The 11879-nt window shown below is 59.6% G+C and carries 14 protein-coding genes; 3 read left to right on the top strand and 11 right to left on the bottom strand.

Features of this window, described 5'->3' with window-relative positions:
- Positions 1–195: 195 nt before the first annotated feature.
- On the top strand, positions 196–456 hold the full coding sequence (locus FHP24_RS06565) for a DUF1344 domain-containing protein (RefSeq protein WP_139674546.1): 261 nt from the start codon (positions 196–198) through the stop codon (positions 454–456).
- 54 nt (positions 457–510) lie between these two features.
- Here FHP24_RS06565 and FHP24_RS06560 read toward each other — a convergent pair whose 3' ends face one another.
- From FHP24_RS06560 to FHP24_RS06545, 4 genes are all read right to left on the bottom strand, one after another.
- Positions 511–1128, bottom strand: a complete 618-nt coding sequence (locus tag FHP24_RS06560) for a histidine phosphatase family protein (RefSeq protein ID WP_139674543.1) — start codon at positions 1126–1128, stop codon at positions 511–513.
- 15 nt (positions 1129–1143) lie between these two features.
- Entirely contained in the window at positions 1144–1962 is an 819-nt protein-coding gene (fabI, locus tag FHP24_RS06555) for an enoyl-ACP reductase FabI (protein WP_139674540.1), read from the bottom strand.
- A 151-nt stretch (positions 1963–2113) separates the two neighbouring features.
- Entirely contained in the window at positions 2114–3259 is a 1146-nt protein-coding gene (locus FHP24_RS06550) for a J domain-containing protein (RefSeq protein WP_139674537.1), read from the bottom strand.
- 248 nt (positions 3260–3507) lie between these two features.
- Complete coding sequence (locus FHP24_RS06545; RefSeq protein WP_394344598.1) at positions 3508–3966, bottom strand: RT0821/Lpp0805 family surface protein; 459 nt, start codon at positions 3964–3966, stop codon at positions 3508–3510.
- Positions 3967–4030: 64 nt separating this feature from the next.
- On the opposite strand from FHP24_RS06545, the gene pdxH reads away from it, so the two are divergent.
- Positions 4031–4651 (top strand): pyridoxamine 5'-phosphate oxidase, encoded by a 621-nt coding sequence (pdxH, locus tag FHP24_RS06540; RefSeq protein ID WP_139674534.1) that lies wholly within the window; start codon positions 4031–4033, stop codon positions 4649–4651.
- A gap of 55 nt (positions 4652–4706) precedes the next feature.
- Here pdxH and FHP24_RS06535 read toward each other — a convergent pair whose 3' ends face one another.
- From FHP24_RS06535 to FHP24_RS06505, 7 genes are all read right to left on the bottom strand, one after another.
- Positions 4707–5759 carry a polysaccharide deacetylase family protein gene (locus FHP24_RS06535; RefSeq protein ID WP_139674531.1) on the bottom strand — a complete coding sequence of 351 codons (1053 nt, stop codon included), beginning with the start codon at positions 5757–5759 and terminating at the stop codon, positions 4707–4709.
- Between the two features lie 79 nt (positions 5760–5838).
- Positions 5839–6630, bottom strand: coding sequence for a sulfite exporter TauE/SafE family protein (locus FHP24_RS06530; protein ID WP_139674528.1), 792 nt, complete (start codon positions 6628–6630; stop codon positions 5839–5841).
- Positions 6631–6690: 60 nt separating this feature from the next.
- A complete protein-coding gene (locus FHP24_RS06525) occupies positions 6691–7032 on the bottom strand; it encodes a hypothetical protein (protein ID WP_139674525.1) in 342 nt (113 codons plus the stop codon).
- A 289-nt stretch (positions 7033–7321) separates the two neighbouring features.
- Positions 7322–7768 carry a bleomycin resistance protein gene (locus FHP24_RS06520; RefSeq protein WP_139674522.1) on the bottom strand — a complete coding sequence of 149 codons (447 nt, stop codon included), beginning with the start codon at positions 7766–7768 and terminating at the stop codon, positions 7322–7324.
- Between the two features lie 11 nt (positions 7769–7779).
- Positions 7780–8268: a GNAT family N-acetyltransferase gene (locus FHP24_RS06515; RefSeq protein ID WP_139674518.1), complete on the bottom strand. Its 489-nt coding sequence runs from the start codon at positions 8266–8268 to the stop codon at positions 7780–7782.
- A gap of 6 nt (positions 8269–8274) precedes the next feature.
- A complete protein-coding gene (gene tldD, locus FHP24_RS06510; protein WP_139674515.1) occupies positions 8275–9690 on the bottom strand; it encodes a metalloprotease TldD in 1416 nt (471 codons plus the stop codon).
- A gap of 263 nt (positions 9691–9953) precedes the next feature.
- Positions 9954–10445: an invasion associated locus B family protein gene (locus tag FHP24_RS06505; RefSeq protein ID WP_139676165.1), complete on the bottom strand. Its 492-nt coding sequence runs from the start codon at positions 10443–10445 to the stop codon at positions 9954–9956.
- 510 nt (positions 10446–10955) lie between these two features.
- Between FHP24_RS06505 and coxB the strand changes: the two genes are divergently transcribed.
- Positions 10956–11873, top strand: a complete 918-nt coding sequence (gene coxB / locus FHP24_RS06500) for a cytochrome c oxidase subunit II (protein WP_139674513.1) — start codon at positions 10956–10958, stop codon at positions 11871–11873.
- Positions 11874–11879 lie beyond the last annotated feature (6 nt).

Genomic DNA, 11879 nt, shown 5'->3' with positions numbered 1-11879 from the left:
TATGCTTAAGTAATACTTGATTTTCGTGTTTTCAGACGGCTGTGGAAAGTGGAAAAAAGTATTTGGTGATATTTTGTTAATAATAATGCCTCGTTTCGCGCATGAAATGCCATGATCGAGGGCAACTTTTGCCACAATCTCAAGGCTATCCTTGCATCGAAACGAAACACACGGACCTCATCAAAGGCCTCCAAGATGCGCATGCTCATCGCCACCCTGCTCGCCACCGCCAGCATCTTCTCTCCGCTCAACAGCTGGGCGCAGAGCGTCGATATCGAAGCGACCATCAAGACGGTGGATGTCAACGCGCTGAGCTTCACCCTCGATGACGGCAAGACCTACAAGGTTCCGGAGGAATTCAACTTCGAAGGACTGAAGGCGGGCGTGAAGGTTCTGGTCTTCTACACGACGGTGGATGGCAGCCGCATCGTCGACGATCTCGAAATCGTTCAATAAGCCGATAGGCAGTGCCGGCGCCTTCAACCGTCTCGAAGGCCGATCAGGTCGGTGTCAGATCCAGGCGATCGTGCTTTTTGCGGCAGCGCCATCTTTGGCTTCGCTATCGTGCATTTCGATCCTGACGATGCGGTCCTGATGGATCGGCATGTTGGCGGCTTCATTCTCATCGACATTGCCGATGATGCGAAAAAGCGACCGCAGCACCCCGCCATGGCTGACGGAAATCGTCGGTCCCTTCAGCGAGGCAAGCCATGCCCCGATACGCCACGAGAGGATTTCGTAGCTCTCGGCATCCGGACCCGGCGGAATGAAGCTCCACTTGTTTTTTGACCGTTCGCGTAGCCGCTCCGGCACGCTCTTTTTTATTTCGGCGGTGGTAAAGCCTTCCCAGTCGCCGAAGGAGAGCTCCCTGAGACGCTCGTCGGTGCGGTAGCCCATGGGGTCGAGCCCCATGGCAGTCCGTACGCGCTCCATGGTCTCCCGCGTGCGGGAGAGGGGGCTGGCGACGAAATCGAACCCGTCGGCAGAACCGACGAGGTCGCGGAGTGTCTCTCCGTTGCGGGTCGCCTGTCCACGCCCGATCGCATTGATCGGAATGTCCTTCTGCCCCTGGAGACGGCCTTCGGCATTCCAGTCCGTCTGGCCGTGGCGGATCACATAGATGAGCACGGCAAGTATCCTTTATTAGTCTTTGATGACCGAGATGTCGGGAGCATCGACCGCCTTCATGCCGATCGTGTGGTAACCGCTGTCGGCATGATGCACTTCGCCGGTGACCGAACGGGACAGGTCGGAAAGCATGTAGAGACCGACATCGCCCACTTCCTCGATGGTCACGGTACGACGCAGCGGTGCATTATACTCGTTCCATTTCAGGATATAACGGAAATCGCCGATACCGGATGCCGCAAGCGTCTTGATCGGACCAGCCGAGATCGCGTTGACGCGGATGTTCTTCGGGCCGAGGTCGACGGCGAGATATTTGACGCTCGCTTCGAGTGCAGCCTTGGCAACGCCCATGACGTTGTAGTTCGGCATGACCTTTTCAGCGCCGTAATAGGTCAGCGTCAGCATCGAGCCGCCATCGGTCATCAGCTTTTCAGCGCGACGTGCAACGGAGGTGAACGAATAGACCGAGATCTGCATCGTCTTGGCGAAATTCTCGGCCGAGGTATCGACGTAACGGCCGGTCAGCTCGTCCTTGTCGGAAAAGCCGATGGCGTGAACGATGAAGTCGATCTTGCCCCAGTGCTTTTCGATATTGGCGAACACCTCGTCGATCGTCGCTTCGTCGCTGACATCACAGTGTCCGGCCAGGAAGGCGCCCAGTTCGGCAGCCAGCGGTTCGACCCGCTTCTTCAGGGCGTCGCCCTGGTAGGTGAATGCAACTTCGCCGCCATTGTCGACGATGGCCTTGGCAATGCCCCATGCAATCGAGCGGTTGTTCGCAACGCCCATGATGAGCCCGCGCTTGCCTGCCATAAGGCCGGATGCCTGAACCATTGTGTAATCCCTGACACGAAAAAATTGAGTGCTGCCTATGGCATAGGCGGCACCATGGTTCAAGCTGGCGTCGTATCATCTACTGTTAAGAGGGCGTAACAATGGGTGCTTGGCTGGGGATGACGTCATACGCCCGCCATGCCGGCCCGTTTCACAGATAGAGCCCGTCGCGCATCAGCCGCATCAGGTCGGTGACCTTGGCATCCGGTTTTTCCAGAAGCACGATCCTGAGTTCGACCACGAGATCGCCGCGTCCGTTAGCACCGTGAAGGCCGAGACCCTCGATTCTGACCGTCCGGTCAGATCCGGACCAGCTGGGGATTTCGATCGAGCGCGGGCCAGATGGCGTCTCCACCCGGGCCTCGCCGCCAAGCACGGCATCCTGCAGCGAGATGGGCAGCACGACGTGAAGGTCGAAATCTTTGACGATATAGGTGTCGTCGCGGGCCGCCTTCAGCGTTACGACGAGATCGCCCTGTTTCATGTTGGGGAGCTTGAGGCCCTGGCCCGAAAGACGAATCAGCTGTCCGTCGGTCACGCCTTTCTCGATCGGTACGCGAATCTCCCTGTCGTCGGAGAGCTTGATCATCACGGGCCTCAGCGCCAGGAATTCGGCCACCGTCACCTTTGCCTCGACCAGAAGGTCCGGCGCCTTTTCAGGCACGGGCGCAGTGCCACGGATCCGCTTGACGAGATTGGCGATCAGATCGACCGCCATGAGCGGCAGGGGTGGCCGAACTTCCGGCGCGGGCGTTTCCTTCACCTCGGTCTCCGCGGCCTTGGGCTCTGGCGGCGTTTCGGGATATTCCCTGGCACGCTCGCGGGCCTCAGGCCCACCGCCGAAAATCCGCTCGATGGTTTCCTCGGGGCTTTCACCCGGTTTCTTGCCATCCTGTGTTTTTGTCTGTCCGGCAGACGCTGCCTGGGCTTTCGCCTTCGCGGTCTCGGACTTCGCATCCGCCTTTGCGGCCTCGGACTGGGCGCGGGCAGCCTGGGTCCGTGCCAGTTCCTCCATCACCTTTTCCGCATTCGCACGCGCAGCCTTGGCGCGTTCGGCCGCATCACGCTGCTGCATGATTGTCTGGTGCATGTCGGCTGCACGGTCGTAACGCCGCCGCCGCTCGGGATCCTTGAGCACTTCATAGGCTTGCCCGACCTCCGCAAACCGGTCCGTCGCGCTCGGATCGTCGCGATTCTGGTCAGGATGGATCGTCTTGGCTTTTGTCCGCCAGGCCGCCTTGATTTCGTCTGCATCGGCGTTTCGTCTGACGCCGAGGATGGAATAGGGATCACGCATTGTGAGACCACCGGTTACGCTTTTGATAGCAGATCCGGCATAATCGCGGACCTACCGATACTCGACACATCACGGGCAACACAGGGCCATCATGCACTGCTCGCTGCTCCGATTTTCTCAAGATTGGAGAGTAGAGGCGCAGTCCTGAATCAGTGGTTACAGCGCGGCTTCACAACGAAGGCATGGTGAAGGAAGAGTTAACGATGTGGAGGATTTCGAGACAATTCCGCTCAAAGTGGCGATTTGGCTCAGCCTTGCTTGTCGAAGGCGGTTACCATCCAGTCGCCGCTTCCCGTCATGCAGGTCTGGCCGGCAAACACGGCGATGCCCTCGTAGGAATGACGCGTGGTCTTGAAGGCGCGGCAGACGCGGCCCTGGGCATTGTCTTCGTGGATGACGGAAACGACGCCGGCACTGCCGGTCGCGGCATTGGCCCAGGGAAGGGGGCTGGCGCCCATCTTGGCCAGATCCGCCGAGGTGACCGCGTTGCGCACGGTTGCTTCGTCGGAAAGGCTCGTATCGGACTGCGGCGCGCCGGCGACGGTTCCCGTTGCAAGCGACCGATCGACTTTGCTCGATCCGCCGAACAAATCCATACTGCTTGTACATCCCGCAAGCGACAGCGTCAGCGTGGCGAGGCAAATTGCAGCGCCGCTCTTACGGCCCCAGCACTTTGTCATTTCGGTCCACTTTGCTATCACTGACACCTTGTATCCTGTCCGGCGCTTCGTCTCGGGCATGTTCGAGCAGATTGGGAGTAATTAAGTCAATATGTCTGGAAGTGAGTTAACAACCGGTGACTTCACCGAAGAATCTGAACCATTCGCTCTTTTCGCCCGTTGGTTGAAGGATGCGGAGGGCTCCGAGCCTAACGATCCGAACGCCGTTGCGGTTGCAACGGTTGATGAGAATGGCCTGCCTAACGTGCGAATGGTGCTGTTGAAAGGCTTCGATGAGCAGGGTTTCGTCTTCTACACAAATTTCGAAAGCCAGAAGGGGCAGGAAATCCTTGGCCAGAAGAAGGCGGCCATGTGTTTCCACTGGAAATCGCTCCGCCGTCAGGTGCGCATCCGCGGTCCGGTCGAGGTCGTCGCCGATGCCGAGGCCGATACCTATTATGCGTCCCGCCCGCGTGGCAGCCGCATCGGCGCATGGGCTTCGAAACAGTCGCGTCCGCTTGAAGGACGTTTTGCGCTGGAGAAATCGGTCGCCGAATACGCCGCGCGTTATGCCATCGGTGAAATCCCGCGGCCGTCCTACTGGTCGGGCTTCCGCATCCGTCCGACATCGATCGAATTCTGGCACGACCGCCAATTCCGCCTGCATGACCGCGTCGAGTTCCGCCGCGATGACCCGGCGGGTAATTGGAATAAGGTGCGGATGTACCCGTGAGCAATTCCAGCAAAAGCGGGAACCGGTTTTGCTGGAATTGGGTAAAACAAAATCTCTAGCGCTTCAGCGCGAAGGGAATGCCGGAGGCGAGCGCGGTGACGTAACGCGGCTTTTGATAATAGCCGTTCAGCGACACGCGCGGCAGGGCGGTCGGTCGTGAAAGATCGCCCTCGGTCAGCATTCCAGGTTGTGTCGTGAGACCGATCACAAAACCGAGATCGCGGGCCGTCTGGAATTCCCGCGGCCCCACGGCGTCGCGGCTTCCGTAAGGATAAGCGATTGCAGTCGGTCGCGTGCCGGTGAGATCGGCCAGCCAGTCGGCCGACTGGCGCATTTCCCTGGTCGCTTCCTCTGCGGTCAATCGGCAAAGCTTGCGATGCGTCACGGTATGGGCGCCGAGCGACACGAGCGGATGGGCTGCGAAGTCCTTGAGCTCCTCAGGTCCCATGAGCAGTTCGCGGGTCATGGCAAGCGGATCGATACCGTATCTTTCCGCCAGAGCGCAAAGATCTGCGACGGCCGCTGTTTCCTCTCGCGCCCAGACATAGCTGGCAAAACGGAAGAACGTATCGAGCTGCTGTACCGGTGTCTTGAGATCGACCGTCTCCAGGCCTTGGCCGAAATCGAAAGTGACACGGTCCTGCTCGCGCAGCAGCCGGCCGATGATCTCCCACCAGAGCGGTTGTCGATGTTCTGCCAGCCCCTGCGCGATGAAAACGGTGAAGGGCACCCCGTGCCGGGCAAAGACGGGTAGCGCATGCTCCGCATTGTTGCGGTATCCGTCATCGAGGGTGAAGGCTGCGAACGGCTTTCCTGACGGAGTTTTAAGCCGCGCCGGCACGTCCGACAGGCGCACGAAATCGTAGCCAAGTTTCTTCAATTGCCGGATGGCGAGATCGAGAAATTCCGGCGTCACTTCGAGATGCCGGTTGGGGCCGATGATCGAAGGCGCTTCCGGCCTGACATGATGCAGCGTGAAGATGACGCCCGAACCGCGTGCGGCCTTCATCAGGCCGGCACCCGTGGCGAGCGCCGAAGCTTCCAGCCCGGCGCCGATCAGCCAGCGTTTGACGTTGCGACGCCAGATCGCTTTTGCCCTGTCCTTCATCTTTCTGCGGATTCGTCCTTGCCCCGGATAGGGAAAGCTAGTCCCGCACCGGTTAAGTCTTGCTGAATGACAAGCGATCTCAGGGGCGCAACCCGTCGAGCAAGGGAAGTCCGATGATCGCGGCAGCCCCGATCAGCACGAAGCAGATGCGCCTGAACGTCGTCTCGCTGGCGATCCCGAACATCCGCGATCCGAAGAAAAGTCCGATGCCGTAAGCCGGCCCGGCAATCAGCGCGATCAGCAGAACGTCGAGCGTCAGGATTCCTCCGATGATGTAGGATGTGGCCGACAGCACGCTCGCCAGCGCGAAATAGAGGATGAGATTGGCGCGCACGGTTTTGCGTTCGATCGCGCCGCCGAGCCAATAGGCGACGATCGGCGGGCCGGACATCTGCGCCGCGCCGCCGAAAAGCCCGGCAATTGCGCCGACGCCGACAGTCAGCCAGGTTTTCGGCCGACCATGATAACGCCAGCCCGAGATCAGGAAGACCAGCAGGCAGACGACGACAGCGGAAATGATCCAGCGTAGTGTCACCGACGGCATGAGCGAAAGCATTGCCGCGCCAGCCGGAACGCCGATAATGGCGCCGGCCAGCATGGTGAAGACGTCGCGACGGTTCGCCCTGCGCCATCCCTGCGGCAGCATGCCGAGTGTCATCACCCAATCGATCACGAGCAGCAGTCCCGAAGCCATCTGCGGGCTCGTCGCTGCGCCGGCGAGCGGTATGAAGATCAACGCCCCGCCGAACCCGGAAAACCCGCGTGCAAGCCCTGCGATAACGGCGGCGAGCAGGACGAAGGCAGGTTCGCCGATCGAATGGCCTGGAAGCCATGCGGTTAAAAAAGCGGAGATCGGATCGGGGGATGTCATGATGTGGCGTGCTGCAGGAAGAGGATCAGCCGCCCACCTGTGGTGGTTTCATCTCACCTGTCAAGAAGTGGCGATCGGAGATGTATGCCTGAAGCCATTGGCGATCCACCAATCGCATTCCTCGTCGGTATAACCGAGCAGCATACCCAGTCGTCGCTCCATTGCCTCGGTCCAAGGGCGAGGTCCGTTCATCAGCTCGTCATAAGCGTCAAACCGCCATTCCTGGCCCGGCAAGGCATAATAGAGGGTCAGGAAACTCCTGCCGCCACCTTGAACGGAAGTAATGCGCTCGATGATCCTGCCATTCTCGACATGGGGTCTGAAACAGCTGCGCCCAGTTTCAAACGGATCAAAACCTCTTTCTCCACTGTGAATGGTCAATGGCTTGCGACCATCCAGCATCAGCGGCAATTCGAAATTGGTATGGACGAGATAGGGGTTTCATCGATCCGGTGAGGCCGCCTCAATATGACCTCACCCGCCCATTCGGGCAGGGACAGGCCAGTGACCTTCGAAAGAGCGCCCAAATCATCTGCGTCGAGATAGACTATTTGTGTCGCCAGCACGGCCGTGTCTATTGCGAGGGCTTTAGTAACGAGCTGGGGATCAGCACGAAAGCGCAGCTCGTGCACGGAGCAATCTGTTTCCGGTGAGATATATTGCAGGGTAAATGTGTCACCCGCCATGATTGTTACTGATCGGCAGAAACGGTTGAATGGGGCATTGGCCTTTCTCCCAGGTCCTCGAACAGCCGCAACAGATAACCATCGGGATCAGTTACGACGAATTGACGGTTACCGACTTCGTGATTATCGCGTCGGTACCACTTTTCCTCCAATGGCAGATATGGATCGATACCTGCCTCGGCAAGACGGCAAAGAATGGCGGCGACATCAGTCACCCGGATCTGCAGGTTGAGACCGCGCCCGAACGGCTTTTCCAGGGGTGCGCCGTCGATGCTGAAGGTGCGGCCTATCCCGATCTGGTCGATCATCAGCTCCGCGTCGCCGAGTTCGAGATAACAGAAACCTTCTTCCGGTCTTTCGTAACGGACGGAGAAGCCGATCAGGTCGCAGTAAAATCGTCGGCTTTTCAACCAATCGGAAACGGCAAATTCAGGAACGAGAGCATTTCCCACCGTCTGCTCCGTCAAATCGTCCGTAGATAGAACTTCGTATCCACTGCCATGCGTGGAAAGCTAGCAGGCAGGTCTTCCGCGGCAATCTCGACAAACCCGTTCTTCTCGTAGAAGCGGTGGGCGGCCAAAAACTTGTCGGTCGTGCCGAGAATGATCGCCTTCAGCCCGGCATTTGAAGCATGCGCCATCAGCGTATCCAGCAATCTGGCAGCTACGCCGAACTCCTTGCCGCGAACCTCGGCTGCAACGAACATCTTGCGCAAGGCCGCCTCGTCACCGCCGATATCCTTCAGCCCGATCGTGCCGACGACATGTCTGTCCTTCACCGCGACCCAGAACCCACCCTTGCCCGACTGGTAAAAATCCGGAATAGCAGCGAGATCCGGCTGGTCGGCGGCAGTGATCGCCACGCCGAACTCCTCACGCTGGATCGGCAGGATGACGCCGATCACGCCCTGTTCGTCGCCGGGGCGGAAGGCGCGGATGACGATGTCGCTCATGGCTCTTTACGCCTTCGTGCCGCCGACGGTGACCTGATCCATCCTCAGATGCGGCTGGCCGACGCCGACCGGAACCCATTGCCCGGCCTTGCCGCAATTGCCGATACCGGTATCCAGCTTCATGTCGTTACCAACCATGGAGACGCGTTTCATCGCATCCGGCCCGTTGCCGATCAGCATCGCCCCCTTGATCGCCGGCCCGACCTTGCCGTTTTCGATGAGATAGGCCTCGGTGCAGCCGAAGACGAATTTGCCCGAGGTGATATCCACCTGACCACCGCCGAAGGAAACGGCATAGACGCCCTTTTTGACGGAAGCGATTATCTCTTCCGGGGTTTTATCGCCGCCGAGCATGTATGTGTTGGTCATCCGTGGCATCGGCACCGAAGAATAGCCCTGCCGGCGGCCGTTGCCGGTCGGTTTCATGCCCATCAGCCGGGCATTCTGCCGGTCCTGCATGTAGCCGACGAGTTTTCCGTTCTCGATCAGCACGTTATAGGCCGAAGGCGTGCCTTCGTCGTCGATGGTGATCGAGCCGCGACGGTTGTCGATCGTGCCGTCGTCGACGACGGTGACACCCGGAGAGGCGACCATCTCGCCGAGCAACCCGGCAAAGGCCGAGGTTTTCTTGCGGTTGAAATCGCCTTCCAGCCCATGACCGACAGCTTCGTGCAGCATCACGCCCGGCCAGCCGGAAGACAGCACCACATCCATCGTGCCGGCCGGCGCTTCAATCGCTTCGAGATTGACCAGCGCCTGACGCAGTGCCTCGTCCGCACCCGTCTGCCAGTTGCCCTCGGCGACGAAATCACCGAAGCCGATACGGCCGCCGGTACCGAACGAACCGCTCTCCTGTCGGTCGCCGCTTCCCACGACGACTGAAATGTTGATGCGGGTCATCGGACGGATGTCCTGTACCCGGTGCCCGTCGGCGCGTAAAATATCAACCACCTGCCAGCTGGCGGAAATCGTCGCGGTGACCTGGCGAACCTTGTCGTCCTTGTTGCGCAGATAGGCGTCGATATCGGCAAGCAGCTTCGCTTTGGCCTCGAAGCTCGGCTGTCCGATCGGGTTCTCGTCGCCGTAATATTTCTTGTTGGTCCGCTGCGGAGCGGCCGCATAGGAGCCGGAGTGACCGGCAGTTACGGCCCGAACGGCATCCGAAGCACGTTCCAGCGCAGCAGCGCTCAGGTCGCCCGCATGGGCATAACCGACAGCTTCACCGGCTACCGCGCGCAGGCCAAAACCCTGGTCAGTGTTGAACGACCCGCCCTTCAGGCGGCCATTGTCGAAAGTCAGCGACTCCGCCTGGGCATGTTCGACGAAAAGTTCGCCGTCATCGGCGCCGGCAAGCGCTTTCGCCACGATTGCCCGCAGCTTCGCTTCGTCGCTGTCGAACAGGCTCAAGAGATCGGTGTTCATTGTTTCATGCTCCGCTGGCCTTTGGCGTATGCGCAAGCATCCGCCCCTCATCCGCCTGCCGGCACCTTCTCCCCGTAAGCGAGACGAAGGACCTATGCGGGCACCCGTTCGGCCAAAATAGAGGCTCGTCTCCTCTCCCCGCTAGCGGGGAGAGAGTTAGGGTGAGGGGCAATCACTTGCGCCCAAGCCGAAATATCTGAAAACCGATGTAGGTCCCTCAGCAGGCAGGCGCAAGCGCTGTCGGGCCTTGCGCCGCTCACGCTTTAAGGAAGGGCGTCGTAGCCGGGGCCAAAACCGTTGAGTTCGACAGGAATGCCGACACGGTCCTGATCGGAGGATTCGCGCAGGGCGAAGACGGCGTTCTTGCCGGCGCGCAGGATGCGCATCAGTTCCTCGTCGATCTCCACTTCCACATAGCAGCCCTCGGAGAAGCAGCGGGTGAAATAGGCGCGGCCGATATTGTTGTTGTCGACATAGAGCTCCATGCCGTCTTTCAACAATACGCCGAGCGGCGCCAGGATACGCAGGATGCGGGCCTTGCGGTCGGCGGTCTTCAGCACGACGACCGAGAGGCCGACTTCCGGCCGGTCTTCGGCAATGACGTTCTGCATCAGCGCGCATTGCTCGGCAGAAGCGCCTGCGGGTCGATCACAGATGACAGACCATGCGCCATGGCTTTCCTTGACGTTGCCGGGTTGCTGTCCCGATGGCGAAGGGCCGGGAGTCGGGGCTGGCGTTGGCGCCGGAGCCTGCATGCTCGGTGCCGGCCCTTTCGGTGCTGCACCCGTCGCCGGCGGCGTTTGTGCCGGCTGCGCCAATGCGGCGGAGACGGAGCCCAGCGTGATGAGGGCAATAAGGCTTGCGCCGATGAGGGAGGGACGAGCCATGGAAACCTCTGGTTCGAATCAATGCGGCCATTCTTGTCGCTCGGGACGCGAATTGGAAAGCCTTGCGGAGTTTTCAGCGGAGTACGGCGAAAGTAGGACCCTGTTCAAGTCACAAGGTTGGTGCCGCCTTCAAAATATGGTGGAATTTGTCAGCCGAAAGAGCTTATCCTCAATTTAGGCTGCGACTCTGTGGAGGGAGGTGTGGTCTGTTACGGAGGGAATTCAACCACAGGCTGTCGCATGCCTTCAATGCGCAAAATGCCGCAGGGGCATTTGTCGCAAGGCGTTGCGGATATAAGCAAACTATGGTTGAACCAAGCCTATAGCTTGGAGACTGCGTAAGATTTGATCTGAATCACATGCGTGGGGAGAAAGTTTGTGGTGAACAGGGCTTATGCGATGATGATGGCGATCATCTGTCTTATCACTGCCCCGCTTGCGGGGCTGGTAAGCGCTTCGGTTGCGCATGCGGACCAACCGCATGCCTGGCAGCTTGATCTTCAGGCGCCGGCAACCGAAATCATGCATCAGATTAAATGGTTCGAGCACTACACGCTCTGGTTCATCGTTCCGGTCACGCTGTTCGTGCTCGCGCTGTTGATCATCGTGGCGGTCAAATTCCGCGCCGACAAGAACCCGACAGCATCGCGCACCAGCCATAACACGGTGATCGAGATCGTCTGGACGGTAGCGCCCGTGCTGATTCTGTTCGCGCTGGCCATCCCGTCCTTCAATCTTTTGAACGCCCAGCTCGAAATTCCCGAGACGGATATGACGGTAAAGGCCACCGCCACCCAGTGGCAGTGGAATTACGAATATGAAGGATCCGGCGAAACCCCGGTCGCTTTCGACAGCTTTCTCTTGAAGGAGCCGGATCGCGCCGCAGCCGGCAAGACCGACTTAGGTGTTTATCCGCGCCTTCTCGCCGTCGATAACGAGATGATCATCCCGATCGGCAAGACGGTGCGATTGCTCGTCACCGCAGCGCCGACGGATGTCATCCACGCCTTCGCCATGCCGGCCTTCGGCGTCAAGATCGATGCCGTTCCGGGCCGTTTGAACGAAACCTGGTTCCGCGCCGAGCGCGAGGGCCTTTATTACGGACAGTGTTCCGAGCTTTGTGGCAAGGACCACGCCTATATGCCGATCGCCATCCGCGTCGTCTCGGACGAAAAATACACAGCCTGGCTCTCCGCCGCCGCCAATGATCTGCCGGGAGCCTACAAGGCGCTCCTCGCATCCGCGGACAATAAAAAAGCAGCCGGCGTCGATGTCGCTGCAAACGACGTCAAGTAAGGGGAG

The sequence above is a fragment of the Aliirhizobium smilacinae genome (assembly GCF_006335145.1).
Taxonomy (GTDB): domain Bacteria; phylum Pseudomonadota; class Alphaproteobacteria; order Rhizobiales; family Rhizobiaceae; genus Neorhizobium; species Neorhizobium smilacinae.
This window is presented reverse-complemented; position numbering and strand designations above follow the sequence as displayed.

Coding starts and splice junctions, on each gene's coding strand:
- FHP24_RS06515 (WP_139674518.1), bottom strand. CDS start 8,268: ATGAGCGACATCGTCATCCGCGCCTTCCGCCCCGGCGACGAACAGGGC.
- fabI (WP_139674540.1), bottom strand. CDS start 1,962: ATGGTTCAGGCATCCGGCCTTATGGCAGGCAAGCGCGGGCTCATCATG.
- FHP24_RS06565 (WP_139674546.1), top strand. CDS start 196: ATGCGCATGCTCATCGCCACCCTGCTCGCCACCGCCAGCATCTTCTCT.
- FHP24_RS06530 (WP_139674528.1), bottom strand. CDS start 6,630: ATGACATCCCCCGATCCGATCTCCGCTTTTTTAACCGCATGGCTTCCA.
- FHP24_RS06525 (WP_139674525.1), bottom strand. CDS start 7,032: ATGCTGGATGGTCGCAAGCCATTGACCATTCACAGTGGAGAAAGAGGT.
- FHP24_RS06505 (WP_139676165.1), bottom strand. CDS start 10,445: ATGCAGGCTCCGGCGCCAACGCCAGCCCCGACTCCCGGCCCTTCGCCA.
- FHP24_RS06550 (WP_139674537.1), bottom strand. CDS start 3,259: ATGCGTGATCCCTATTCCATCCTCGGCGTCAGACGAAACGCCGATGCA.
- pdxH (WP_139674534.1), top strand. CDS start 4,031: ATGTCTGGAAGTGAGTTAACAACCGGTGACTTCACCGAAGAATCTGAA.
- tldD (WP_139674515.1), bottom strand. CDS start 9,690: ATGAACACCGATCTCTTGAGCCTGTTCGACAGCGACGAAGCGAAGCTG.
- FHP24_RS06535 (WP_139674531.1), bottom strand. CDS start 5,759: ATGAAGGACAGGGCAAAAGCGATCTGGCGTCGCAACGTCAAACGCTGG.